This window comes from Mesorhizobium sp. M0761, assembly GCF_040320205.1.
Classification (GTDB): domain Bacteria; phylum Pseudomonadota; class Alphaproteobacteria; order Rhizobiales; family Rhizobiaceae; genus Mesorhizobium.
The window spans coordinates 422,808-447,429 of the sequence record NZ_JAMYPF010000003.1; the positions used below are offsets into that span (position 1 = coordinate 422,808).

Annotated in this window: 25 protein-coding genes and 3 tRNA genes; 17 read left to right on the forward strand and 11 right to left on the reverse strand. The window is 62.5% G+C overall.

What is annotated here, in order from left to right; all coding sequences use genetic code 11:
- Window positions 1-33: 33 nt before the first annotated feature.
- Window positions 34-918, reverse strand: a complete 885-nt coding sequence (locus tag NKI32_RS07365; protein ID WP_023741410.1) for an NmrA/HSCARG family protein — start codon at window positions 916-918, stop codon at window positions 34-36.
- A 119-nt stretch (window positions 919-1,037) separates the two neighbouring features.
- Between NKI32_RS07365 and NKI32_RS07370 the strand changes: the two genes are divergently transcribed.
- On the forward strand, window positions 1,038-1,931 hold the full coding sequence (locus NKI32_RS07370) for a LysR family transcriptional regulator (RefSeq protein ID WP_023715781.1): 894 nt from the start codon (window positions 1,038-1,040) through the stop codon (window positions 1,929-1,931).
- A gap of 162 nt (window positions 1,932-2,093) precedes the next feature.
- On the opposite strand, the gene NKI32_RS07375 is transcribed toward NKI32_RS07370, so the two are convergent.
- The 3 genes from NKI32_RS07375 to NKI32_RS07385 all read right to left on the reverse strand — a co-directional run bounded on the left by NKI32_RS07375 (window position 2,094) and on the right by NKI32_RS07385 (window position 8,090).
- Window positions 2,094-3,710: a DEAD/DEAH box helicase gene (locus NKI32_RS07375; protein ID WP_031201721.1), complete on the reverse strand. Its 1,617-nt coding sequence runs from the start codon at window positions 3,708-3,710 to the stop codon at window positions 2,094-2,096.
- Between the two features lie 192 nt (window positions 3,711-3,902).
- Complete coding sequence (locus NKI32_RS07380) at window positions 3,903-4,670, reverse strand: NAD kinase (RefSeq protein ID WP_023681482.1); 768 nt, start codon at window positions 4,668-4,670, stop codon at window positions 3,903-3,905.
- A gap of 444 nt (window positions 4,671-5,114) precedes the next feature.
- The gene (locus tag NKI32_RS07385; protein WP_353002410.1) at window positions 5,115-8,090 is read right to left on the reverse strand and encodes a caspase family protein; all 2,976 of its coding nucleotides are present in this window, start codon (window positions 8,088-8,090) and stop codon (window positions 5,115-5,117) included.
- A gap of 284 nt (window positions 8,091-8,374) precedes the next feature.
- Here NKI32_RS07385 and NKI32_RS07390 point away from each other — a divergent pair, with 284 nt between their 5' ends.
- From NKI32_RS07390 to NKI32_RS07405, 4 genes are all read left to right on the forward strand, one after another.
- The gene (locus tag NKI32_RS07390) at window positions 8,375-9,409 is read left to right on the forward strand and encodes an extracellular solute-binding protein (protein ID WP_353002412.1); all 1,035 of its coding nucleotides are present in this window, start codon (window positions 8,375-8,377) and stop codon (window positions 9,407-9,409) included.
- A gap of 97 nt (window positions 9,410-9,506) precedes the next feature.
- A complete protein-coding gene (locus NKI32_RS07395) occupies window positions 9,507-10,934 on the forward strand; it encodes an amidase (RefSeq protein WP_353002414.1) in 1,428 nt (475 codons plus the stop codon).
- Window positions 10,935-11,003: 69 nt separating this feature from the next.
- Entirely contained in the window at window positions 11,004-11,693 is a 690-nt protein-coding gene (locus tag NKI32_RS07400; RefSeq protein WP_023688400.1) for a TetR/AcrR family transcriptional regulator, read from the forward strand.
- 166 nt (window positions 11,694-11,859) lie between these two features.
- Complete coding sequence (locus NKI32_RS07405; protein WP_245260196.1) at window positions 11,860-12,387, forward strand: DUF2569 family protein; 528 nt, start codon at window positions 11,860-11,862, stop codon at window positions 12,385-12,387.
- A gap of 126 nt (window positions 12,388-12,513) precedes the next feature.
- Here the strand turns inward: NKI32_RS07405 and NKI32_RS07410 are convergent.
- A tRNA-Thr gene (locus NKI32_RS07410) sits at window positions 12,514-12,589 on the reverse strand.
- 158 nt (window positions 12,590-12,747) lie between these two features.
- Here NKI32_RS07410 and NKI32_RS07415 point away from each other — a divergent pair.
- From NKI32_RS07415 to NKI32_RS07425, 3 genes are all read left to right on the forward strand, one after another.
- Complete coding sequence (locus NKI32_RS07415) at window positions 12,748-12,930, forward strand: hypothetical protein (protein ID WP_023667458.1); 183 nt, start codon at window positions 12,748-12,750, stop codon at window positions 12,928-12,930.
- A 120-nt stretch (window positions 12,931-13,050) separates the two neighbouring features.
- The gene (locus tag NKI32_RS07420; RefSeq protein ID WP_023688402.1) at window positions 13,051-13,260 is read left to right on the forward strand and encodes a hypothetical protein; all 210 of its coding nucleotides are present in this window, start codon (window positions 13,051-13,053) and stop codon (window positions 13,258-13,260) included.
- Between the two features lie 202 nt (window positions 13,261-13,462).
- A complete protein-coding gene (locus NKI32_RS07425; protein WP_023667455.1) occupies window positions 13,463-13,771 on the forward strand; it encodes a BA14K family protein in 309 nt (102 codons plus the stop codon).
- Between the two features lie 74 nt (window positions 13,772-13,845).
- Here the strand turns inward: NKI32_RS07425 and NKI32_RS07430 are convergent, their stop codons facing one another.
- Both NKI32_RS07430 and bhcR read right to left on the reverse strand, forming a co-directional pair.
- A complete protein-coding gene (locus NKI32_RS07430) occupies window positions 13,846-14,214 on the reverse strand; it encodes a hypothetical protein (RefSeq protein ID WP_352987210.1) in 369 nt (122 codons plus the stop codon).
- Window positions 14,215-14,261: 47 nt separating this feature from the next.
- Complete coding sequence (bhcR, locus tag NKI32_RS07435; RefSeq protein WP_023681470.1) at window positions 14,262-15,080, reverse strand: HTH-type transcriptional regulator BhcR; 819 nt, start codon at window positions 15,078-15,080, stop codon at window positions 14,262-14,264.
- A 203-nt stretch (window positions 15,081-15,283) separates the two neighbouring features.
- On the opposite strand from bhcR, the gene gcl reads away from it, so the two are divergent.
- The 3 genes from gcl (at window position 15,284) to NKI32_RS07450 (ending at window position 19,137) form a co-directional block, all read left to right on the forward strand.
- A complete protein-coding gene (gene gcl, locus NKI32_RS07440) occupies window positions 15,284-17,065 on the forward strand; it encodes a glyoxylate carboligase (RefSeq protein ID WP_027050436.1) in 1,782 nt (593 codons plus the stop codon).
- A 168-nt stretch (window positions 17,066-17,233) separates the two neighbouring features.
- Window positions 17,234-18,031: a hydroxypyruvate isomerase gene (gene hyi, locus NKI32_RS07445; RefSeq protein ID WP_023688406.1), complete on the forward strand. Its 798-nt coding sequence runs from the start codon at window positions 17,234-17,236 to the stop codon at window positions 18,029-18,031.
- Window positions 18,032-18,249: 218 nt separating this feature from the next.
- Entirely contained in the window at window positions 18,250-19,137 is an 888-nt protein-coding gene (locus tag NKI32_RS07450; protein ID WP_027050438.1) for a 2-hydroxy-3-oxopropionate reductase, read from the forward strand.
- 66 nt (window positions 19,138-19,203) lie between these two features.
- Here NKI32_RS07450 and rlmB read toward each other — a convergent pair whose 3' ends face one another.
- Window positions 19,204-20,055 carry a 23S rRNA (guanosine(2251)-2'-O)-methyltransferase RlmB gene (gene rlmB, locus NKI32_RS07455; RefSeq protein ID WP_353002417.1) on the reverse strand — a complete coding sequence of 284 codons (852 nt, stop codon included), beginning with the start codon at window positions 20,053-20,055 and terminating at the stop codon, window positions 19,204-19,206.
- Here rlmB and NKI32_RS07460 point away from each other — a divergent pair.
- The 3 genes from NKI32_RS07460 to NKI32_RS07470 all read left to right on the forward strand — a co-directional run bounded on the left by NKI32_RS07460 (window position 20,054) and on the right by NKI32_RS07470 (window position 20,452).
- Window positions 20,054-20,287 carry a hypothetical protein gene (locus NKI32_RS07460; protein WP_352740108.1) on the forward strand — a complete coding sequence of 78 codons (234 nt, stop codon included), beginning with the start codon at window positions 20,054-20,056 and terminating at the stop codon, window positions 20,285-20,287. The genes rlmB and NKI32_RS07460 overlap by 2 nt on opposite strands.
- Window positions 20,266-20,350: transfer RNA gene (locus tag NKI32_RS07465), tRNA-Tyr, on the forward strand. The genes NKI32_RS07460 and NKI32_RS07465 overlap by 22 nt, the downstream gene beginning before the upstream one ends.
- Window positions 20,351-20,378: 28 nt before the next feature.
- A tRNA-Gly gene (locus NKI32_RS07470) sits at window positions 20,379-20,452 on the forward strand.
- 16 nt (window positions 20,453-20,468) lie between these two features.
- Here the strand turns inward: NKI32_RS07470 and NKI32_RS07475 are convergent.
- Complete coding sequence (locus NKI32_RS07475) at window positions 20,469-20,858, reverse strand: VOC family protein (protein WP_023688409.1); 390 nt, start codon at window positions 20,856-20,858, stop codon at window positions 20,469-20,471.
- 99 nt (window positions 20,859-20,957) lie between these two features.
- On the opposite strand from NKI32_RS07475, the gene NKI32_RS07480 reads away from it, so the two are divergent.
- Window positions 20,958-21,845 (forward strand): helix-turn-helix transcriptional regulator, encoded by an 888-nt coding sequence (locus NKI32_RS07480; protein ID WP_352513688.1) that lies wholly within the window; start codon window positions 20,958-20,960, stop codon window positions 21,843-21,845.
- Here the strand turns inward: NKI32_RS07480 and NKI32_RS07485 are convergent.
- Window positions 21,842-22,318, reverse strand: a complete 477-nt coding sequence (locus tag NKI32_RS07485; RefSeq protein ID WP_352513689.1) for a YidB family protein — start codon at window positions 22,316-22,318, stop codon at window positions 21,842-21,844. The two genes, NKI32_RS07480 and NKI32_RS07485, sit on opposite strands and share 4 nt — an antisense overlap.
- 130 nt (window positions 22,319-22,448) lie before the next feature.
- Between NKI32_RS07485 and NKI32_RS07490 the strand changes: the two genes are divergently transcribed.
- Window positions 22,449-22,706, forward strand: coding sequence for a GlsB/YeaQ/YmgE family stress response membrane protein (locus NKI32_RS07490; protein WP_023688411.1), 258 nt, complete (start codon window positions 22,449-22,451; stop codon window positions 22,704-22,706).
- Between the two features lie 65 nt (window positions 22,707-22,771).
- Here the strand turns inward: NKI32_RS07490 and NKI32_RS07495 are convergent, their stop codons facing one another.
- Window positions 22,772-23,659, reverse strand: coding sequence for a DMT family transporter (locus NKI32_RS07495; protein ID WP_352513690.1), 888 nt, complete (start codon window positions 23,657-23,659; stop codon window positions 22,772-22,774).
- 313 nt (window positions 23,660-23,972) lie between these two features.
- Here NKI32_RS07495 and NKI32_RS07500 point away from each other — a divergent pair.
- A partial coding sequence (locus NKI32_RS07500) for a GTP-binding protein (RefSeq protein ID WP_353002420.1) occupies window positions 23,973-24,622 on the forward strand: 650 nt, incomplete at its 3' end.

The window sequence follows — 24,622 nt, forward strand, 5'->3', positions numbered from 1 at the left end:
TCGAAAAGTGGAAGTATGCGCGGCTGGGCGCAGTCAGGCGGCCTGCGCCATTTGCTGGGCAAGGTTTCGAATAAAGCCGCGCAACGAACGCGGTTCGCGGCCCAGGGCGGCGCGCAATGTCAGACTGTTCCCACCAAGGCCATAGTGGGCGTAGTGGGCGTATATTTTGGCCAGCACCTGCATTTGGCGCTCATTGTAGGGAAGGCGTGCCTCGGCCGCCCACTCGCCAAATGTCGGCTCACCAGAAGAGATGGGTCGGCCAAGTTCCTCACTCATCATCGCAACGATGTCTTCCCGGCTGTGCATGCCGTCAGCGCACAGATCGAGGGTCGCGTAGGACAATCGCGCTTCGGTTAGGGCGATCGCCGCCACCTCAGCGACATCGCGGTAGTCGACGCGGGCCAGCTTCGCCGTCTTTGGAAACGGTTCCGAGAAAACACCATGTTCAACGACGGACGGCCAGGCCGCTGCGAGGTTCTGCATGAAATTGGCAGGGTGCAGAATCGTATATTCCATCGTTGTCGAGTAGAGAGCAGCCTCGACAGGCACCTTGCTGGCATGGTTCTTCAGTCGCGTATTGGTAGGCTGGATCACCGACGAGAAGACGAACTTTCGAACTCCTGCTCGCGTGGCGGCCTCAACCATGGCAACGCCCATGGCTGCTTCATCGGGAGCAAAAGCCGGCCCAATGTGAAAGACGCCGTCGACGCCCTCGACCGCCCTTTCGAGGCTCTGACGATTTCGCAAATCTCCTGTCGCAACCTCGGATGCCCCTAGCTTCCTGGCCTTTTCGGCATTCGCAGGGTCGCGAACGAGCGCTCGAACATTGGCATTGCGTCGGACAAGTTCAGGCACGACAAGTCCCGCAACTCGGCCTGTGGCACCAACGACCAGAACAGTTGGATTGGCTACTTGCATGACGATTCCCTTCCATCAAGCCTGTCCTCGCGGGACAACTTGCAGAGAGGTACGACGTCGCAATTGTCGTTACAATTACCCGTTTTTGCGATATATTATGTCGAAGATCGGGAGAATACATGAGCCGGATGGACGATTTCGAGGCTTTCATCGCGATCGTCGAGCATGGAAGTCTGACGACTGCCGCACATCGGCTGAACCGCTCGCTGCAGTCGGTCAGCCGGTCCCTGGCGGCACTGGAGGAATCAGTCGGCGTCGAGCTGATCCACAGGACAACGCGTCGCTCGACACCGAGTGAAGTCGGAGCAGCCTTTTTCAACCGGATCAAACCCGCGGTTGACGAAATAAACGACGCAAGACTTCAGGCGATCAATCAACGATCGGAGCCGGCAGGCGTCCTGCGCATCGGGGCGCCGGTTCTGTTTGGCCCGAACGTCCTGATGCCTGTCATCGCGGAATACATGCGGACATTTCCCCGGGTCGAGGTCGATCTTCAACTTTCCGATGGATTTGCCGATCTTGGCGCCGAAGGTCTCGACCTGGCAATACGCATCGGCGATTTGCCGGATTCCAAATTGAAAGCCAAACGCCTGGGGGCGTTGCGGCGCGTTGTGTTCGGCGCGCCTTCCTATTTCGCGCGGTGTGGCCGGCCGGCCCATCCCTTCCAGCTGAGTGAGCACAGTTGCATCATCAGAACCGCTAACGAGCGTCCAGGTGAATGGACGTTTCAGATCGACGGGAAACCCCGGACCGTGAAGGTCGCAGGCACTTTTCGCTCCAATCTGATGACCTCGGTCTATGCCGCCGCAATCCACGGACTGGGTTTGGGCTTCTCGCCTCTGTGGCAGATAAGACATTTGGTCGACGACGGTCTCGTCGAACTGGTTTTGACGGAATTCGAGCCGGCACCGGTGCCGATCCATGCCTTGTGGCAGGAAGGCCGGTCATCTTCGGCCAAGGTTCGGGCGTTTCTGGATTTATTGGCATCCCGCCTGGAACTGAAAAGCCTGTAGCATCGACGGGCTATTTAAGCCTCCAGACCGGAAGCGATCGGGTAGATCGAGCCTGTTTTGCAGTTACCGCGCATGGCGCCGATCCTGGAGCGGGCTCCAGATCTCACATCCCCGTCGCGTCCAGGCAAGCCGCGCGTCCTCGGGACGCCGCGGCTCATGGGATCAGACCTTGGCGACGATCTTCATGAAGGCCGGCATGTCGTCGCCGAAGCCGACGGTGCCGTCATTGTCTTCACCGCGGTTGTTGCCGCGGGCAGGGCGGCTGTTGCCGCTGGCGCGCTGCGGCCTTGTGTCGCCGCGTTCCGGGGCACGGTTCTCGTTGTTGCGATCGGAGACCTTGCGGTCGCTGTTTTCGGAGCGAATCGCTTCCTTGCGCTGATGCCGTTCGCCGATGTCGGCGACCGCGGCCTCGGCTACCGCCGGCTGTTCCTCGCGTGCGGCATCTGCCGCCGGCGCGTCGTCGCTGCGCTTGGCATGGCGTTCGCGCGGCTTGCGCTCGCCACCGTCCTTGCGATCATGGACCTTGCGGTCCTCGTCCTTGCGGCCGGCGCGGCGCGGAGCGCCACGGCCACGGCGGGGCGCTTCGTCCTCGCCGCCTTCGCTGGCGACCACGGTCGACAGGTCGCCGTCATGCCACTCGATCTTGTTGCCGATCAGCCGCTCGATGGCGTCGATGTATTTGGTGTCGGACTTGGTGGCGATGGTGAAGGATTTGCCCGAGCGTCCGGCGCGGCCGGTGCGGCCGATGCGGTGGACATAGTCTTCGGCGTGGATCGGCACGTCGTAGTTGAAGACGTGGCTGACGTCGGGAATGTCGAGGCCGCGCGCAGCGACGTCGGACGCCACGAGATAGCGCAATTTGCCATCGCGGAAATTGGCCAGCATCTGCATGCGGGCGCGCTGGTCCATGTCGCCATGCAGGGCGCCGGCGTCGAAGTCATACTTCAACAGCGAGCGGAACAGCTCCGCGACCTCGACCTTGCGGTTGCAGAAAATGATAGCGTTCTTCAGCTCGGCGTCTTCGGCCTTTATCAGATTGCGTAGCGTCTCGCGCTTGTCCCACGGCTTGGAGCCGGACTTGACCAGGCGCTGGATGATGTTGGTGGCAGCGGATGCCGCCTTGGACACCTCGACGCGCACCGGCGCATGCAGGAATTTCTCGGTGAGCTTGGTGATCTCCGGCGGCATGGTCGCTGAGAAGAACAGCGTCTGCCTGGTGAACGGGATCATCTCGCAGATGCGCTCGATGTCGGGGATGAAGCCCATGTCCAGCATGCGGTCGGCCTCGTCGATGACGAGGATCTCGACGCCGTTGAGCAACAGCTTGCCGCGCTCGCGGTGATCGAGCAGACGGCCGGGCGTGGCGATCAGCACGTCGGCGCCGCGCTCCAGCTTCTTGTCCTGCTCGTCGAAGGAGACGCCGCCGATCAGCAGCGCGATGTTGAGCTTGTGGTTCTTGCCGTATCTGATGAAATTCTCTTCGACCTGCGCGGCGAGCTCGCGCGTCGGCTCGAGGATCAGCGTGCGCGGCATGCGGGCACGGGCCCTGCCTTTTTCGAGGCGGGTCAGCATCGGCAGCACGAAGGAAGCCGTCTTGCCGGTGCCGGTCTGTGCTATGCCCAGAATATCCTTGCCGAGCAAGGCATGCGGGATGGCGCCAGCCTGGATCGGCGTCGGCACGGTGTAGCCCGCATCGGTGACTGCGGAAAGGACCTTGGGCGACAGGCCGAGGTCTGAAAAGGTCAACGCTTCTAGAGCGGTCGTGGTGTCTGAGGACAAGAGTTGCTGTCTTTGGCTGGTTCGGGGAAGCGCAACGGCATCCGTCGCGGCAAGCACAGCGTGCCTGCAAGATTGGTATTGCGATTAGGCGCAAGCCCGCGATTTGTCAACAGAAACGGGCGGGATTGGCACGATTGTGAAAACGTAAGCTTAATCGCGATGCTTAATTAGGTAGTCACTCTTTGCGCCGGCTCAATAGCGAAACTGCTCGGCGAGAATGCGTTCGTTCCACGAATGGTTGGGATCAAACAGCAGCGTTGCCGTCGCAGTCGGCGATTCGCGGACCGTTACGGAAGCCACCGCCTTGACCTCGGTGTGGTCGGCGGCGGTGTTCACCGGGCGCTTTTCCGACTCCAGAATATCGAAGCGTACGGTCGCCTTGTTTGACAACAAGGCACCCCGCCAACGGCGCGGCCGGAACGGGCTGACCGGGGTCAGCGCGAGCAACGGCGCATCCAGCGGCAGGATCGGCCCGTGCGCCGAAAGATTGTACGCGGTGGAGCCGGCCGGCGTCGCGATCATCACGCCGTCGCAGTTCAGTTCCTCGATGCGGACCTGCTCGTCGACGGTGATGCGGATCTTTGCCGTCTGGTAGGACTGACGCCACAGCGCCACCTCGTTGATGGCGAGTGCCGAAACCGTCTCGCCCTCATGCGTCAACGCCAGCATTTCCAGCGGGCGGATCGTTTCGGCGACGGCGGCCGCGATGCGCTCGGTGAGGCCCCCGACGCGGTACTCGTTCATCAGGAAGCCGATGGTGCCACGGTTCATGCCGTAGACCTTCTTTCCCGTGCTCATCGTGTCGCGCAAGGTCTGCAGCAGGAAGCCGTCGCCACCCAGTGCCACCACCACCTGGGCGTCGTCGAAGGATGCCTGGCCATAGCGGGCCGACAGGCTCTCCATCGCCGCCTTGGCATCGGCAGTGTCGGAGGAGACGAAGGCGAGATTGGCTTTGCTCATGACATTCCGATGGCGGTCGGCCGATGGCGGTCGGCGGCGGTTGCGTGGGGTAGCATGGGCAAGCGCATCTGCAAAGGGAGGCATCGTCCGGGCCAGTTGCGGCCGCGGCGAAACGAAATCGGCGGCTCGCGCTTCATGTCGCCGGAACGGCGAATGTGATGGTTAAGTGCGAGCTTAAGCACTCGTAAAGCCTGATCGATCATGTTAGCCGACAGAGGATGGGTGGCTGGGGGGCTAGCCAGTCGAGACCTGTCTATTGCCGGTGACACGCCTGATTATCGTCTTCCTTGTGATGGGAAGTTTCGCCCTTCTCTTTGCGGAGCTTGTGCGGCAGTCCGAAGACATGAGCTCCAGGCCGATGGCCTCACGCTGCGGCGGCGCCGGCGTGCCATGCCCGCAAAACGCATTGTAGGCGAAGCCAATCCGCCAACGACGATCCGTCGCCTACTGCCCGACAATCCTCAGATTGGCGTTGCCGTAGAATGTGTAGGCGAGATAGGTCGGATCGCCGGTCCGGTAGAATTCTCTGCGGACATCCTGCAGGATCTCGGCCAGATAGACCGGCCCGTCCTTGATCCGCGTGCTGATGCCGCCATAGAAATCGGTCGAGAAGGCCGCTGCCGCGCGGTCGGTCAGTGGCCACATGCCGCCGATGAAGCCGGAAGCGCCGCCCGCCAGCACCGCCGGACCCCAGCCCTGCACGAAGCCGCCGAGCATCTGCGAACGGCCGGTGTCGCAGGCGTTGAAAAAGTAGAACGGATTGCCCTTGCCATGCGCGGCCGCGACCAGCGCGGCCCATGTATCGGGGTCGAGCGACTGGTCGACGAGATCGATGGCAAAGACCGGCCGGCCACTGCTCGGCTGGTTGACCTCGCCATGACCGGAGAAATGAATGAAACCGGTCGAGACTTCACCGACCAGTTTCTCGAAAGAGGTGAAATCGCCATCGAAGCGGCGGTAGCCGTAAAGCTTGCTCAGCGCCGCGATCTCGTCCTGCTGAAAGCGCAGCGAGCGCTTGTCGAGATAGGAGGGCGCGACGGCCGCGACGCCGGTGAAGGTCATGCGGTCGAGCGGGTTGTCGACCTGTGAGGCACTGCTGCGCGGAGCCCAGCGCGCCAGCCGGTAGCCCATGCCGAGAAAACCGTCGGCGACGGCGCCGTCGGCGCTGCGCGGGCGGATCAATTCCCAGGGCAGCGTCGGGCTGTTCGAGGTGATCTGGATTGAATGGAGTTCGCCTTTGCCGCGCAGCGACCAGAACACGTCCTTGAACGGTTTCGGCACATAGTCGCGGTAGAGCGCATCGCCAAAACCTTCGGCGGCGAGCGTGACAAAGCGCTTTTGCGCCCCCGTATCGCTGCTTGCGGCAGGCTGCTGCAGCGAAACGGCGCCGCGCAGGCTCAATCCGAGCTGCAGCAGGCGGCGGTATTCGGAGTCCAGCCATGCCGCCATCTCAGGTGGCGTCGAGAACGTATCGGTCACCGGACCGGCCAGATGCGGCGAATGGATGATGATCTGCCCCGAACCCAGCCCGCTCGGATCGTCATAGAGGATGGTCACGTCGAGATCGGGAACGTCATCGCCGGCTGCGCCGCCGAGCGTCACATTGCCAGTTACCGCCGGCTGCGGCGGCGCTGCGGCCAGCATCAGCATGGCAGGTGCTGCGGAGCGTTCGGCTGCGGCGCTCCGAGCGGCTGCCTCGACAGGCGCCGTGCGACGGATGACAACGGACCGCGACGCCGATCCGAGGAACCTCCCGGCGCTGTAGATGCGTGCGATGAACTGGGACGGCTTGCTGTCGTTGGCGGTCGGCCGCGCCTTGACGTCGAAGCGGACGAAGTCGCTGTCGCCCTGGCGGTAGAGCGTCGTTTGCCGGCTCCATTTGCCGCCGTCGGTGAGATCGAAGCCGGAGGCGAACAGATCGATGTCGATCGGCCATTGCTCGGCTCCCGCCGGCATCGCCATGGCCAGGGCGCCATCTTCTGTCGCCGACGAGCCCGGCGCTGCCTTTACCTTCACTTCGGGCGTCAATTGCTCCTCGGTCAGAGCGATCGAAACGGTCACCGTCTCGCCGGCGACAATCTCATCCGGCGCATCGATGGTTGGATGGCGCACCACCTCGACAGCGCCCGTCTCGGGTTGTGGAAGGGCGCCGCCGGAAGGAGGGCTTTGCGCCTGGTCGATGGGCGGCGGCGCTGGTTTCGGTGGCGCCTGCGCCTCCGGCGGACTTTCGGCGCCGGTCGCGGGTGGCGGGGCCGATGTCATGCCGTCCTCAGGGGGGATCCCTGCCTTATCGGGGGGCGGTTCGGCGCCGGTGGCTCCGCCATCCTGCGGATAGGTCCCGCCGAGATTGTTCTGGGCAGCGGCCACAGCTGCGTCTTCAAGACGTTGCTTTTCCTCTTCGTATCGTTGCCGAGCCTGCTCTTCCTGCAATTGGCGCTGCTGTTCCTGGCGTTTGTATTCCTCGTAGAGCGCCGCCTCCTTGGCGCTGTCGCCCATCGCGGCATCGGGACTGCCGGAGCCCGGTGCAACGTCCATGGGGTAGGGCTCCTGACCGCTGCCATCGGCGTAGTCGCTGCCATCAGGCTCCCAACCGCCACTCCCGGAGATGTAGCCGCCGCTCGCCATCGCCGGCGGTGCCGGTTCCGGCACAAGCGGCAGCGCCGGTGCCGCGCCGGCCACCTGGTCCGGCGTCAGCACAAAGGCAGCGTCTGCCGAGCGGCCATATGCCATCCATGGCCACTGGGCGCCTGACGTTTTGTCGATAGTGGTTTGCCTGACCGAGGCGAGGATGATGGCTATGTCCGCGCCGCGCTTGACCAGCGCAGCGGTGAGCGCATCGGCAAATACGGTGACGGGGCGGGCTTCGTCCAGTGCAACGGTTCCGGGTTTGGCCGACAGAGCGACGATGGCGTGGGTGAGGGGATCGACCGCCGCCAGACCCTGCATCACGCCGGAAGTAGGGTTGTGGCCATCGCCGGGATTGTCGAGCAGAACCACCTTCAATGTCGGGGTTGCCTCGAGCGCCTGCATGAACAGATCGAGGGGCAATGCCGTCTGGTCGACCGTTTCCTTTGAATCGATCCGGGTGCCGCGCGTCAGTAAATAGTTCCTGCCGTTGGCCTGCGCGGTGTGGCCGACATAGTAGAAGATGCCGACGGAGTCCGGATTGGCCAGGGATTGGGCGAAATCATGCATGGCGCGCGCGACATCGGCGCGGTCGCCATCCGACACCTGCCGGACGGTGAAGCCAAGCGATCGAAGCGTCGCTGCAACGAGTTCGGCACTGAGGTCGGCGTTGGCGATTGCCGGTGAGCCCTCAGAGGCCGGATTGGCGACAACCAGCGCTATCCGCTCTTCGCCGCGCGCAGCGGAGAAGAGCGCCATGGTCATCAGCAGCACGACCGCCAGAAAAAGGCGCATGACCGTGATCCAAGCCCTGCAGGCTGCGGCGCTCACGCCACGGCTTGCCCCAATTCATCATGGCCCAACCTTGACCATATCATGTCGGCTTCGCCGGCGCACTGCCGGTGCCGATGATGCAGTTTTGTCGCTAAAAGATATTGACTGTATGTTTAGTAATTAATACCGTTGCCCGAGATACCGAGTTGGTCAGCCGGCATTCGCCGGTGAATGATCACCAGGACGAAGGGAACTTAGGGACTCGAGGCGCAATCCCGCCGGTCCCAACAATGGGAGACACAAGCATGCAGTTGATATCGACCGCCACGGCGCTCGGCCTGTCGCTGCTGGCGATGACCGGCATTGCCCGCGCCGAGGGCGAACTCCAAATCTATAATTGGGGCAACTACACCAGCCCGGACCTGATCAAGAAGTTCGAGGAAACCTACAAGGTCAAGGTTACCGTCACCGACTACGACTCCAACGATACGGCTCTGGCCAAGGTCCGCCAGGGCGCTTCCGGCTATGACATCGTCGTTCCATCGGCCAGCGTGATGCCGATCTGGATCAGCGAAGGCCTGCTCTTGGAAACCGATCCCAACACGATGGAGAACTTTAGAAACGTCGATCCGAGATGGGTCGACGTGCCGTTCGACCCCGGCCGCAAATATTCGGTGCCGTGGCAATGGGGCACGACCGGCATCTCGGTCAACAAATCGGTCTATGCGGGCGATCCGAACACCTCGGCGATTTTCCTCGATCCACCGCCGGAACTCGTGGGCAAGATCAATGTCGTGCCCGAAATGGGAGACATCATGTTCCTCGCCATTGCCTATGAGGGCGGTAAGTACTGCACCGACGACAAGGTGCTTTTGAAAAAGGTGCATGACAAGCTCATCGAGGCGAAAGCGAAATGGCTGTCGCTCGACTATGCGGCCGTCGACGGTCTCGGCAGGGGCGACATTGCCGCCGGCGTCAACTGGAACGGCATATCGCTGCGCGAGCGGCTGGAGAACGACAAGATCGTCTACGGCTATCCCAAGGAGGGCTTTCCAATCTGGATGGACAGTGTCGCGGTGCTCAAGGATGCCAAGAACGTCGAGAACGCCAAGCTCTTCCAGAATTTCATCATGGACCCCAGGAATGCAGCGATGATCTCGGCCTTCGCGCACTACGCCAATGGCATCAAGGGCTCCGAGCCCTTCCTGCCGGCCGATATGAAGGGCGCGCCCGAAGTGGATGTTCCGGCCGAATTTGCCGACAAGGGCCAATTCATGTCGGCCTGTCCCGCCGACGTCCAGGCGCTCTACACCAGGATCTGGACCGATCTGCAGAAATAGCAGCGCCGCCGGCCGAAGCTGACCAACATCGGGCCGCGCATCGCGGCTCGGCCATCCCCAATGCCAGATGCCGTAAAGCCGCCGCGGGAGATTTTTTATGTCCGATCTCGACCTTTGCTACATGCCGGCCAGCGAGGCGTTGCGGCTGTTCAAGGCGAAGAAACTGTCGCCTCTGGAACTGATGCAGGCCACCATCCGCCGCGCCGAGGCAACCAAGGCGACGATCAACTGCCTCACCTTCACGCATTTCGACGAGGCGATGGATCTCGCCAGAAAAGCCGAGGCGAAATACGCCAGAGGCGCCAGGACCGGCGCGCTCGAGGGCCTGCCGATCGGCATCAAGGATGAGAGCTACATCAAGGGCAAGCCGACCTCGCATGGCTCGCTGCTGTCCGGGGACGCCATTGGCGGCCATACCTCGACCATGAACGAGCGTGTCATGAAGGCCGGCGGCATCGTCCACGCCCGCACCGCGACGCCCGAATTCAGCTGCGCCGGTTATACCTGGTCGAAGCGCTGGGGCGTCACGCGCAACCCCTGGAACCCGGATTTCACGCCGGGCGGTTCGTCGGGCGGTTCGGCGGCAACGCTGGCCTCCGGCACGTCGTCGATCGCAACCGGCTCGGACATAGCGGGCTCAATCCGCATCCCTGCCTCGGCCTGCGGCCTGGTCGGTTTCAAGCCGCCTTACGGCCGCAATCCCGATGAGCCGCCGTTCAATCTCGATTTCTACTGCCACACCGGGCCCTTGGCCCGAAACGTCGGGGATGCGATCCTGCTGCAGAACGTCATGGCCGGGCCGAGCCCGCTCGACATCGCCACGCTGCGCCCGAAACTGCGCCTGCCGCTCGACTACAAGCCGATCAAGGGTTGGAAGATCGCATTCTCCATGGATCTCGGGTCCTTCGAGGTGGATGCGGACGTGCGCAAGAACACGCTCGCTGCCTGCGATGTGTTCCGCTCGCTCGGCGCCACCGTCGAGGAGGTGGACCTCGGCTGGGGCGACGAGGTGCTCAAGGCCGGCATGGCCTATCTCGAACATCTCTTCGGCGCCTCGCTGTCGCCGCTGCTCGCCAAGCACGGCAAGGACATGACCAGCTATGCCAGGCAGTTTGCGCAGGACGGCCAGAAGTCGAAGGCCACGGACTTTGTCGCAACTTTGGACGTGGCGGCCAGGATGTACCAGACGCTGGGGCCGTTGCTGGAAAAATACGATGTGCTGATCTGCCCGACCAATGCGCTTCCCGCAGTGCCGGCGGAATTCGATCAGACCAAAGGCAAGGTCGAGATCAATGGACGAGAGGTGAACCCGTCGCTGGGCTGGGTGATGACGACGCCGTTCAACATGCTGAGCCGCTGCCCGGTTCTGTCCGTGCCGTCGGGCCGCGCCGTCAATGGCGTGCCCACCGGCATCCAGATTGTCGGCCGCACCTATAGCGACGCCGACGTGTTCCGGGCGGGTATGGCCTATGAGATGGCTCGTGGTCAGTGGTACACGAATGCCGGGACACGCCCGGCGCTGTGAGTCCGCAGGGCGCCGGCATGCCAAGGCAGCGGCGGGATGTTTCGGCCGCCGGGGAAAGGCCTGACGACAATGGCGCAACGCATAGCCACTCCGGATGCGGGAAAAAGCAAGGCGGCCAAGGGTGCGGCGAACGACGCCGCGCCCAAGGACCGCCGGCGCGAGCGCGGCGAAGCGAGCGTCCAGCGCATCATCGACGCCACCATCGAGCTCATCGCGGAGGAGGGGCTGGCCAGCGTCACCATGCAGCGCATTGCCGAGCATGTCGGCTCGTCCAACGCACTGGTGGTCTTTCATTTTCGCAGCAAGGAGAACCTGTTCCGGGCCGTCCTGCAATATCTCAGCGACCAATATGACGCGCTGTGGCTGACGCTGGTGCGGGCGCCCGGCCTGTCGCCGGTCGAGCGGGTGTTGGGCGCGGTCGATTGCGCGCAGCGCTTTGCCCGGCAGCATCCGAAATGGGTCTCGGTCTTCGTCGTGTTTTCCAGCGACCGCAAGAGCATGCAGATCTACAATGAAATCGGCCTGCCGAGCGATCTCGCCTACACGGCCGAAGCGCGCGAGCTGCTGATCGAGATTTCACGCAGCGGCGGTTACACCGGCGTCGACATAGACACGCTGTCGGAGAGCCTGAACTATCTGGTGCATGGCGCCTGGTATTGGGACCATCTCAACCCGTCCAGCCGCGACACCGACGTGCTGCGCAAGACCATGCTGCTCCTGCTGCACCAGGCCTTTCCGCGGCATTTTGACTTGGGGTGAGATGCGGCCATTGCGAGCGACGAAAGCGTCCTCTGCAAACCTAAACCCGAAAATCTCTACGATGCCTTGATCTCTGTAAAAACGCTTGCACAATCCAGAGGTGCGAGCTAAACAACCCAGGGATGTATTCGAGGGTGGGTAAATGTGGCATTGGGCGATACTTCTGTTGCTGATTGGCGTGCCGGTTTTCTTCGCCGTCCGGTCGTCGCGCAAATCGTCACAGAGCCCAGATGACCTCGTGGGGTTCGGCGGCTGGCTGATCCTGCTGGCGATCAGCCTGTCCCTTTCGCCGTTGCGCACACTTGTCGATATGGCCAGTCTGGTCAAAACCTACCAACAGCTTGTTACAGTGCCCAACGGGGCCTTGGCCATCTATGGCGAGGCAGCCCTCAATCTGGCATTTCTGGTGCTTCAGCTGGTCGTGCTTGTTTCGATGCTGCGGCGAAGCCACCGCTTTCCGCAGCTGTTCATATGTCTGTGGTTCGCGATCCCTCTCTTATTCGTACTGGACACAGTTTGGATATCGACTGTGCTTGGTGTCCCGGTAAACCGTTTGCTTGCCGGAGGGGCTCTGGTTACACCTTTGGCATCCTTCATAGTCACAGGGATCTGGGCCGCCTACGTCTACAGGTCGGTTAGGGTGAGGAACACGTTCGGCGATACGGCAGCCATACAGGCTGCCACATTTTCCTAGAAGGTCCGACGGCTGCGAGTTGGCCTGATGTCGTGCTGCCAGCTCCGCCGAATAGAACCGTCGGCAGTCCTCCTTCGACTAACGAGCTTCGAGTGGCCTGCCACCCGAAGCTCGAAGAGCGAAGGGTGGTGCCCCCGGACGGAATCGAACCGCCGACCTTCGGTTTACAAAACCGCTGCTCTACCAGCTGAGCTACAAGGGCACGGCGCTCCGGTTAGCATATTTCGTGCGCCAGTAAAGACAAAACTCCGTTTTCGATCGCTAATGGACCCCGCCGAGGTGGGCGGGCCGCCATGCTGAAAACCGCCAATGCGATCCCTACATATCTCTCAGGTGCAAACGCATCGAACGGGGTGTCGCATGATCAGACTTGTCATCATCCTGCCGCTTGTCGTCATTGCCTGGCTGCTTGCGGTAAAGCTCATCAGGGACGTGAAGAGCGCCAATGTCGACTGGACCGGCATCGCCGCCATCGTCGGTTTTATCGCGATGGCGTTTTGGCTGCGGCATGTGACTGGGATGGGGATGAATGGTGAATGGTGAATGGGCGAACGCCTTTCGGACCATTGACTACTCACTACTCGCTCAAAACCTCGAACCTTTCACCACGTCACCGCGACTGATCTCCAGAGGCGAATGGTCGCCTCGATCAAGGAGATCATCATGTTGAAGCGCAGTCTTACTTCGGGCCTGGTCGCCATCTTCGTCGCCACCGGCGCGCTCGCCGGTACCGTGCAGTCGTCCTCCGCTCACAGCCATCATCACCACCATCACAAGCACCACGACAAGCCCTCTTGGTGGTGGAACCATCAACACAAGCACCATCACCACAAGCATCATCATCACCACGGCAAGGTGATCATCTTCCTTTGAGCGAGACGACCTGCCTCGCGGAAGGGCGGCTTCGGCCGCCCTTTTTTGCGTTGAGCGCTCGATCGATCAGATCTTGGTTTCCATCGGCTGATTTCCGGCCTTCAAGAAAATCCCAAATTCTTTCGAACCTTTTTCCGCGCCGAAACGACAGATGATCAAGAGGCGGATGGATCGCCTCTCGCAACGAAACAAGGAGATCGTCATGTTCACGCGCAAAATCGCTTCTGCCCTCATCGCCAGCACCGTCGCCGCCACCTCGCTGGTCGGCACCGTCCAGCCCTCGGCCGCCCACAGCCATCACCACAACCGCGAAATCGGCATCGGCATCGCCGCCGGCGTCGGCGGCTTCGTGCTCGGCAGCCTGCTCAACCAGCAGCCCCGCACCGTCTATGTCGACGACGAGGGTGGTTCCTGGCACGTCCGCCGCTGCGCCAATCGCTACGCCAGCTACGATCCGTACTCCGACACCTATGTCGGCTATGACGGCTACCGCCACTATTGCCGCCTCTAAGAGGAGGCTCCCCACAAGAAGGAGGGGCTGTACGCAGCCCCTCTTTCCTACATTTGAGCGCGTGGCAGTGTCAGCTACGGTTTGGAGATCGGTAATCCGGCTGCATGGCAGGTGCCGACAACACCACCGCTCGCATTCAGCGATTGATCGCCCATGGCGATGAGTTCGAAGCTGCTTCCTTCATCCGGATAGATCTTGGCGGCGAACGGTTGGTCTGTTGTATGACCACCGGACGATGACTTCGCGGCGACATGGCCGCAGACCACGATTTCCCGGCGGCCGTTGAGCGTCCGCTCGCCGGCGCGCATCGTCCCGAATTTGGCGGATACAGGATCCTGCAAATGCTGGCGAATGCCGATCGTGATTGTCTCCTCCAAAGCGAGCGAGATCGGAATCTCGCTGACTTGCTGGGAGACAGGGGCGGGTTCGGGCACCGTCGCCACGCATCCGCACAGTGAAGCGGCGAGCAAAAGCTGAAGCGTTCTCCGCATTATAATCGGAACCCGCCGATCATCCTCGTCACCTCAGCGGCGGCGTCGCGCACCAGCGGCCCGATCTCGTCCAGCCGCTCCATCGTCACCCGCACCGTCGGTCCGGAGACCGAGACACCGCCGATCGGCTCGCCGAACTCGTTGAAAATGGCGGCGGCCACGCAGCGCATGCCGGGATGCCGCTCCTCGTCGTCGACCGACCAGCCGCGGTGCTTGATGACAGCCAGGTCATGGGCCAGCGCCGAAATGTCGGACAGCGTCTTGTCGGTGAAGCGCTGCAGGCCCGACTTGCGCAGGATGGCGGCGACGCGTTCCGGCTCGAGCTGCGCCAGCACCGCCTTGCCGATGCCCGAGGCATGGAAGGAGCTGCGCGTGCCTGGGCGGAAGAAGGCGCGGATCGCCTGATGGGTCTCGACCTGGCTGACGAAAACGACGCAATCGTCCTCGGCGACGCCGAGATTGGCGGTTTCACCGGTCTTCTCCATCAATTCCTGCATGACCACGCGGGCCCGGTCGACCAGCTTGCGGCGGCGCAGGAAGGCGGCACCCATGCGGTAAGTCTCGACGCCGATCGACCACAACTGGTCCGATGTATCGAATTCAACCATGCCGTGGTTCTGCAGCGTCGTCAGCATGCGGTAGGCGGTGGACGCTGCGAGCTCGCTGCGCGCCGAAATCTCGCTCAGCGACAGGCCACTGCCTTCGGCGACGATGGCCAGGATGCGCAAAGCCCGGTCCAGCGACTGTACAGAACCGGCCTCGGACGGACCGTTGAAAGCGCGCGGCCGCCCGCGCTGGCGTTTTTCGCTGGTTTCCATGGCGGCATTGTCGCCGGTTTCGCCGAAATCGCAATGAAAAACTTTTTCACAGATTCTGGTGCCCGGATTCATGAAAAACGGAAAAGCCAGCGAAATCAGTGGACAGGAGCCGTTTTCTAGAAATGAAAAATTATTCTGAAAAAATTGAAAAATGAAAACCATACTGGCATTGTCGGTCGACCAACAATTTGCGGAGGCTGGACATGGCCAGGATGCGCGCTGTAGATGCAGCGGTTCTCGTTCTCGAAAAGGAAGGCGTTTCCTGCGGCTTCGGTGTGCCGGGCGCGGCGATCAATCCGTTCTATTCGGCGCTGAAGGCGAGGGGCTCGATCCGCCACATCCTGGCGCGCCATGTCGAAGCGGCCTCGCATATGGCCGAGGGCTACACGAGAGCTAAATCAGGCAATATCGGGCTGTGCATCGGCACGTCGGGCCCGGCCGGCACCGACATGGTCACCGGGCTCTATTCGGCGGCGGCGGACTCCATCCCGATCCTGTGCATCACTGGTCAGGCGCCGCGGGCACGGCTCAACAAGGAGGATTTCCAGGCGGTCGATATCGCCGCCATAGCCGCACCCGTCGCCAAATGGGCGGTCACGGTCATGGAGCCCTATCTCGTGCCGATGGCGCTGCAGAAGGCATTTCACCTGATGCGCTCGTCGCGACCGGGCCCGGTGCTCATCGACCTGCCGGTCGACGTGCAATTGGCCGAGATCGAATTCGATATCGATGCCTATGAACCGCTGGTCCCGTTCAAGCCGGCAATGTCGCGCGCCCAGGCCGAAAAGGCCTTGGCGATGCTCAATGCCGCGGAAAAGCCGCTGATCGTCGCCGGCGGCGGCATCATCAACGCCGATGCGTCGGATCTGTTGATCGAATTTGCCGAGATAACGGGCGTGCCGGTCATCCCGACGCTAATGGGCTGGGGCGCGATCCCCGACGACCACCGGCTGATGGCCGGCATGTGCGGGCTGCAGACCTCGCATCGCTACGGCAATGCGACGATGTTGGAAGCCGATTTCGTCTTTGGCATCGGCAATCGCTGGGCCAACCGCCACACCGGTTCGGTCGATGTCTACACCAAGGGCAAGAAATTCATCCATGTCGACATCGAACCGACCCAGATCGGCCGGGTGTTCGCGCCGGATCTCGGCGTCGTCTCGGACGCCGGTGCGGCACTAAAGATGCTGCTCGACGTCGCCACCGAATGGAAGACGGCAGGAAAGCTGCGCGACTGGTCGGGCTGGGCGAAGGAATGCCAGACCCGCAAGAAGACGATGAAGCGCAAGACGCATTTCGAGCAGGTGCCGCTGAAGCCGCAGCGCGTCTATGAGGAGATGAACAAGTCGTTCGGCCGTGACACCACCTACGTCACCACGATCGGCCTCTCGCAGATCGCCGGGGCGCAGTTCCTGCATGTCTACAAGCCGCGCAACTGGATCAATTGCGGCCAGGCCGGCCCGCTCGGCTGGACGCTGCCGGCAGCGCTTGGCGTGCGCGCCGCCGATCCGGATCGCACCATCGTGGCGCTGTCGGGCGACTACGACTTCCAGTTCATGATCGAGGAACTGGCGGCCGGCGCACAGCACAAACTGCCGTATATCCATGTCGTCGTGAACAATGCCTATCTCGGCCTGATCCGCCAGGCGCAGCGCGGTTTTGCGATGGATTTCGAGGTGAGCCTGGCCTTCGAGAACGTCAACCGCGCCAACGATCCGGAGGCCGGCTACGGCGTCGACCATGTCGCGGTCGCAGAAGCGATGGGCTGCAAGGCGGTCCGGGTGCGCAAACCGGAAGAGTTCGCCGGCGCGTTCAAGGAAGCGCAGCGGCTGATGAAGGAATACCAGGTGCCGGTGGTGCTCGAATTCATCCTCGAGCGCGTCACCAACATTTCCATGGGCACGGAAATCGACAAGATCACCGAATTCGAGGACCTTGCCGAAAGCCATGAGGATGCGCCGACGGCGATTGTGTTGCTCGATTAGGCGCGCCGATATTCAGGTGAGACAGGCCTGCAAACGGCGCCTTCCTGCGCTTCCGGTGCTCACGTACAGAAAGTACGTTCCGCTCCGGTTCTCGAAAGTCACCGTTTTCGACTCTGCCCGACCTGAATCTCAACACGCCTAGGGCCAAGCAGAAGAAGGAGAAAAAGAATGCCGCGTTTTTCAGCCAATCTGTCGATGCTCTTTGGCGAGCATGAGTTCCTCGATCGTTTCGATGCCGCAGCCCGCGCCGGCTTCAAGGGCGTCGAATATATCGGCCCCTATGATCATACGCCTGACGTGGTCGCGGCCCGGCTGAAGAAGAACGGCCTGAACCAGGTGCTTTTCAACCTGCCGGCCGGCGACTGGGGCAAGGGCGAGCGCGGCATCGCGGTGCTACCCGACCGCGTGCCGGAATTCCGGCAAGGCATCGCCAAGGCGATCAGCTATGCCCATGCGCTGGGCTGCGAGCAGGTCAATTGCCTCGCCGGCATCGCGCCGCAGGGTGTCGATCATTCGGTGCTGGAAAATACCTTTGCCGAAAACCTGGCGTTTGCAGCCGAGAAACTGGAGCAGGCCGGCATCCGGCTTTTGATCGAGCCGATCAACACGCGCGATATCCCGGGCTTCTTCCTGAACTATTCGAACCATGCGCTGGCGATGATCGACCGCGTCGGCTCGAAGAACCTGTTCCTGCAATACGACATCTATCACATGCAGATCATGGAGGGGGATCTCGCCCGTACCATCGAGGCCAACCTCGGCCGCATCGCGCATATCCAGCTTGCGGACAATCCCGGCCGTCACGAGCCGGGGACGGGCGAGATCAATTATCCCTTCCTCTACGAGCATATCGACAGGATCGGCTATTCCGGCTGGGTCGGAGCGGAATACAAACCGAAGGCGGGGACGGAGGCTGGGCTGGGGTGGTTTCGGGAGCTTAACGGGCAGGGGAGTGCCGCGGCTTAGCTGTTACGATTGAAGTCGCGTTCCTTCGCGCCCCCCTCTGGCCTGCCGGCCATCTCCCCCACAGGTGGGAAGATCAGACGTCATCCCGGCTTTCGTCAATTCCCAACATTGCAGGGTGAGCGAGGCGCCGGAACTGCCAATCTCCTCACAAGTGGGGGAGATGGCCGGCAGGCCAGAGGGGGGCGCGAAGGAACTCAGCCTCAACGAAGGAGACAACAATGGAAACCATCGGCTTCATCGGCCTTGGCATCATGGGCGCGCCGATGGCGGGGCATCTCCTGGATGCCGGCTACGCCGTCATTGCCAGCGACCACCGCTCGAAGCCGCCGGCCGATCTCGTCGCCAAGGGCTTGAGAAGCATCACCGGCCACGCGGCAGTGGCGAAGGCTGCGGATATCATCATCACCATGGTTCCCGACACCCCGCAGGTAGCCGAGGTGCTGTTCGGCGAGAACGGTGTCGCTTCCGGCCTGAGCAAGGGCAAGCTGGTCATCGACATGAGCTCGATCTCGCCGATCGAGACCAAGGTTTTCGCCAAGAAAATCAACGATCTCGGCTGCGACTATCTTGACGCGCCGGTGTCGGGCGGCGAGGTCGGCGCAAAGGCGGCGTCGCTGACCATCATGGTCGGCGGCGAGGACAAGGCGTTCGAGCGCGCCAAGCCCGTGTTCGAAAAGATGGGCAAGAACATCACGCTTGTCGGCCCGAACGGCGTCGGCCAGACCACCAAGGTTGCCAACCAGATCGTCGTGGCCCTGACCATCGAGGCGGTCGCCGAGGCGCTGGTCTTTGCCGCAAAAGCCGGCGCCGACCCCGCCAAGGTCCGGCAGGCGCTGATGGGCGGGCTGGCGGCATCGCGCATCCTCGAGGTGCATGGCGAGCGCATGATAAAGCGCACCTTCGCGCCGGGCTTCCGCATCGAACTGCACCAGAAGGATCTCAGCCTGGCGCTGGAAGGCGCCAAGGCGCTCGGAGTTTCGCTACCGAATACTTCGACCACGCAGCAGCTGTTCAACTCGTGCGCGGCGAATGGCGGGGCGAAAGAGGATCATTCGGCGCTGGTGCGGGCGCTGGAGCGGATGGCGGGGCATGAAGTGGGTGAATAGTGAATGGTGAATAGTGAATGGTGAATGGTGACGGTAAGAACGCTTTCCCATTCACTATTTCACCATTCACCCTCCAAGGAATTTCCGTGCCGCATAAAGGCTCACCGCCGCCGCATTCGACACGTTGAGCGAGCGGATGGCGCCGGGCATGTCAAGGCGGGCGAGCGTGGTCACCGTCTCGCGCGTCTTCTGGCGCAGGCCCTTGCCTTCGGCGCCAAGCACCAGCGCGATCTTCTCGCCTGAAAAACCCGTTTCGAGTTCGGCCGGCCCGTCCGAATCGAGGCCGATGGTCTGGAAGCCGGCTTCGTGCAGCTGTTCCAGCGCGTCGGCGAGGTTCTTCACCTCGATCTGGTCGATATGTTCCAGCGCGCCGGAGGCGGATTTGGCCAGCACGCCGGATTCCTGCGGGCTGTGGCGGGCCGTGGTGATCAGCGCACCGGCGCCGAAGGCGACCGCCGAGCGCAGGATGGCGCCGACATTGTGCGGGTCGGTGACCTGGTCGAGCACCAGCACCAGTTTCGTGTCGCCGAGCGTGTCGAGGCGTTTCGGCTTCAACGGTTCGGCTTCGATCAGCACGCCCTGATGCACGGCATCCGAACCGGTGATCTTGTCGATCTCCTTGGGCTCGACAAGTTCGGCCTTGAACGGCAAAGCGGCGAGGTCGGCGATCGCCAGCCGCTCGGCGGCATTGCGCGTCACCAGCATTTTACGGATCTTCCGCCGCGGATTGTCGAGCGCCGCGCGCACCGTATGCAGGCCATAGAGCCTGACCAGCCCGTCGGCGGCGTTTTCGCCCGGCGGCACCGGCTGGCGCGGCCGGAAGGCGGGCGCGCCGCCGGCCTTCTCGTCGCGATGGGCGCGACGCAGCTTGGCGTAATGGATGTCTTTGGCGGTCTTGGGCGTGTTGTCATTGCTCATGGCCGGCTTCTATAGCCGCGTCGCCGGGCTGTGGATACAGGCAGAAAGCCGGCTTGCCGGGCAGGCTGTCAAAATCAGCGCATTTTGCCTTGCGGTGCGGTTGACACCCACTGGCCTTGCCGCCATAAGGCGCTTCGCTGATTTCGGACAAAACCCTGGTTTCGACCTGATCGGCGAGAATGCCTCGTTGCAAGGCTTCGACGGCAGGCTGGAGAGGTGCCCGAGTGGTTAAAGGGGACGGACTGTAAATCCGTTAGCTTAGCTTACGTTGGTTCGAATCCAACCCTCTCCACCACTGCCAGCCCGCGAACCTTGAGGACGATGCGGGTATAGCTCAGTGGTAGAGCAGCAGCCTTCCAAGCTGAATATGCGGGTTCGATTCCCGCTACCCGCTCCAAACTCCCCACTCCGCATCAGATCTCAGCGAATATCTCGACAACGTTGCCGTCCGGATCGCGGAAGAACACTGTCCTGTGGCCCCATTCCTGGTCGGTGAGCGGCAGGACCGGCTGCACGCCCTTGGCCTGAAGCGCCTCGGCGCAAGCAGCGACCATCTCCGGCGCCACCCGGAATGCCAGCTGCAGCGACAGCGCATCCCGCTGCTGCGGCGTGTCGTTGAACATCATGCCGAGGCTGGTCAAGGCCAGCGTGTTCGGGCCGACCCGATATTCGATCCACCTGTCGCCGAGTTCGCGCTGCAGATCAAATTCCATCACATCCCCGTAGAAGTGCCGCATGGCGGCCATGTCGCGGGCGAAGATGACGGTGTAGTCGATCTGACGGATTTCATTGAGCGCGTTCATTGTCGAAGTCCCGTGGGCTGATGTTGCGATCGCCCGCAACCTAGCTTTCCTTTAAAGTAGTACAAGACTATAGCTTATACTGGTATCGGAGGTGACTGCATGCCATACGACGGCCCACGGCACGATGAGCTTGCCCGCTTCCTGCGCGAGCGGCGGGACCGCTTGCCGCGGGTCGATGGCGCCAATGGCCGCCGCCGGGCACCGGGCCTCAGGCGCGAAGAGGTCGCCGCCGAGGCGGGGATCAGCACCACCTGGTACACCTGGCTCGAGCAGGGGCGGGAGGTGAACGCATCGCCGAAGGTGCTTCGCTCGCTGGCGCGGGTGCTGAAGCTGAGCCGATCCGAGCAGGCTTATCTGTTCCAATTGGCGCGGCCCGATCTCGATTGGCGAAACCGGCTCGGCGCGCAAGGCCTGCCCAGCGCGCCGTTGCTCAGCCTGCTCGACGGGCTGGCGCCGCACCCGGCCTATGTCGTCAACCGCTACTGGCAGGTCGTCGCCTGGAACCACCCGGCGGCGGTGCTGCTCGGGGATTTCGAGACGGATGATGAGTGGTCCGGCAGCCTGCTCGCCCGGCTGTTTCTCGACCTGGAATGGCGGCAGCGCTTTGTCGACTGGCCGGAGGTTTCGCGCTCGGCGGCGGCGCAGTTCCGGCTTGCCACTGTCGCCATGACTCGCGATCCGGTGCTGGCTGCGCTGGTTTCGTCACTGGAAGCGGCAAGCGAAGCGTTCGCCACGTGCTGGAACAGCCGCGACATCGCCGAGCCACCGATCTGGCGGAAATCCATCCGGCACCCTGTCGCCGGCGCGATGTCGTTCGATTTCGCCACGCTGCAGCCGGGCGGCCGCGACAGTGATTTCTCGGTTTCCGTCTACACGCCGGTCGATGCGTCGACTGCCAGGCGGTTCGCCGCGCTGGTCGGAGCAACGCCCGACAGCCGCAAGGCGGTGCTGGGCGTGTTTGCGCGTGATGCAGGCGCAGAAGTCTAGCTGTTGAAAGCGGACGCGACCTGGTGTTGCTGCGGCACCTGTCCGTTCGGCGTCAGTCTGTCGACAATGCCGGGCAGGGCTGTGGACAATTGCTTGAGCAACTCCTGCTCGTCCAGTCCGGTCCTTTGCGCGATCTCTCGAATGACCTGCGGGCCGATCGCCTTGCGCAGATCATTGGCGTTGATCGGCTGGTTCTGCCCGGTGCCGACCCATGAGTCAGCAACATTGCCTTGGCCGGCATTCTTGAGCTTGTCGAGCAGTCCGCCCAGTCCGCCAAGCAGGCCGCCATCGCCTGAGGCCGTGGTTCCGGTGGGGGCTGGCGTTTGAGGCTGGGCGGGCTCGCCCGTCTCTTCGGCACTCGTCTGTTCGGCGCTTCTGCCGCTCAGCATCTTTCCCACCAGCAGCGCGCCGAGCGCGATCATCAGCGGTTTGGTGATGTTGCCGCCGGGTACGGCGTTGTCAAAGAGTCCCATAGGTCAATCCTCCATAACGACCAAGCCCGTCCCGCCGGCTACAATGGAGCATGCGGGCGGAAATTCAAGTTGGCTTGAGCTTTTGACAATCATGTGACCATGATCGGCGGGCGGGGAATGGAGAGGAAAAATGGGCATTATCAGCTGGATCATCCTCGGCGTCATCGCCGGCTTTATCGGCAGCAAGATCGTCAACAAGACCGGCCAGGGCCTGATCATGGATATCGTGCTCGGCATTGTCGGCGCCATCGTCGGAGGGCTGATCTTCAGCGCCTTTGGCGCCACGGGTGTGACCGGCCTCAACATCTGGAGCCTGATCGTCGCCATTATCGGCGCGGTGGTCGTGCTGTGGGCCTATCACCAGTTCTCCGGCAAGCGAACGCTTTAGGCGCCAGTCTGCCGACTGGCCGACCGCAGGTCGGCCAAACCTGCTTCGACGCGTTGACTTGAAGGTCAGGCGACGACGGTCAGCCTGCGTTTGCGTTCATCAAGCGAGACGATGGTCAGCCCGCTCGCGACCACCAGCAGGATGCCGCAGACCGCCAGGGCATTCGGGAACTGCCCGAATACCAGCACGCCTGAGATGACCGCCCAGACGGTAAAGCAGTAGTAGAACGGCGCCACCACGCCGGTCGGACCGACGCGATAGGCCATGAAGATGAAGAAATGGCCGAAGATCAGGAAGAATCCGGCGCCGGCCATGAGCAGCAGGTGCCGGGCTTCCGGCATCACCCAGCGCTCGGAAACGAGATGCGCGGCGCCCGCGCCGATCAGCACCACCACGATGGCGGAAATGGCGACGATCATGCCCGGCACCTCGGCCGCGACCCGCCTGCCGGCAAGATCGCGTGCCGCCGCCAATGCCGCGTTGCCGAGCGCCAGCAACGCATAGACCGAGATGCCCTGCATGGTCGGCTGGGCCACCATAAGCGCACCGATGAAGCCGAGCCCGATCAGCGCCATGCGCACGCCGCCGATCCGTTCGCCGAACAGGATGGAGGAGCCGACCAGCATCAAAAGCGGGGTGATCTGCCCGAGCGCGGTCGAATCGGCGATCTGCATGTTGGCCAGCGCCACGACGTAGCAAAGGATGGCCGCCAGCTCGAGCAGGTTGCGGCGCAGCACGCGTTTGTCGAAGATCAAAGGGATCTGCCTGCGATAGCCCAGCAGGAACAGCAGCGGCATGCCCCATAGCGTGGCCGCGACCCCGCGCAGGAACAGCACTTCATAGGACGGCAATCCCGCTGTGGCGAGCTTCATCATCGTGTCGTTGACGAGGTACGACCCCGTCGAAACGATCATGAACAGCGGGCCGCGTATGGAGGTCGGTATGAATTGCATGGGGCAACCAAATCAGACCGCCGCCGCAGCGGCAATGGGCCAGGCGCCGGCTGCACATCCGGCAGGCAAAGGCCAGGACATGGGCGGGACAGGACATGGGCGGGAATAGCAAACAGGTGCTGGAGCCCGCAGCCCCCATTTCATTTCCGTTCGCGCGTTCCTATATCAGCGCCACATCCCCGCAATCGGATCATCGGTTCGCACCGAGTGGACAGCGCACCCGGCCACAAGGCACTTGTGTTTTTCGGCCGTAGTCGCTAATCGCCCCGCATTCGACTGAACTGAAGGTCAAGGCCGTCCAAGGAAAGAGACTATGGCAAAAGGTAAATTCGAGCGTAACAAGCCTCATGTGAACATTGGCACGATTGGCCACGTCGATCATGGCAAGACGTCGCTGACGGCGGCGATCACGAAGTATTTTGGCGAGTACAAGCGCTACGACCAGATCGATGCGGCGCCCGAAGAGAAGGCCCGCGGCATCACCATTTCGACGGCGCACGTCGAATACGAGACGGCAGCGCGCCACTACGCCCATGTCGACTGCCCCGGCCACGCCGACTATGTGAAGAACATGATCACCGGCGCTGCGCAGATGGACGGCGCGATCCTGGTGGTGTCGGCCGCCGACGGCCCGATGCCGCAGACCCGCGAGCACATCCTGCTTGCCCGTCAGGTCGGCGTGCCGTCGATCGTGGTGTTCCTGAACAAGGTCGACCAGGTCGACGATGCCGAGCTGCTCGAACTGGTCGAGCTCGAGGTTCGCGAGCTTCTGTCGAAGAACGAGTTCCCCGGCGACGACATTCCGATCGTCAAGGGTTCGGCGCTGGCTGCTCTGGAAGATTCCAACAAGACCATCGGCGAAGATGCGATCCGCGAGTTGATGGCTGCGGTCGATGCCTATATCCCGACGCCGGTTCGTCCGCTGGACAAGCCGTTCCTGATGCCGATCGAAGACGTGTTCTC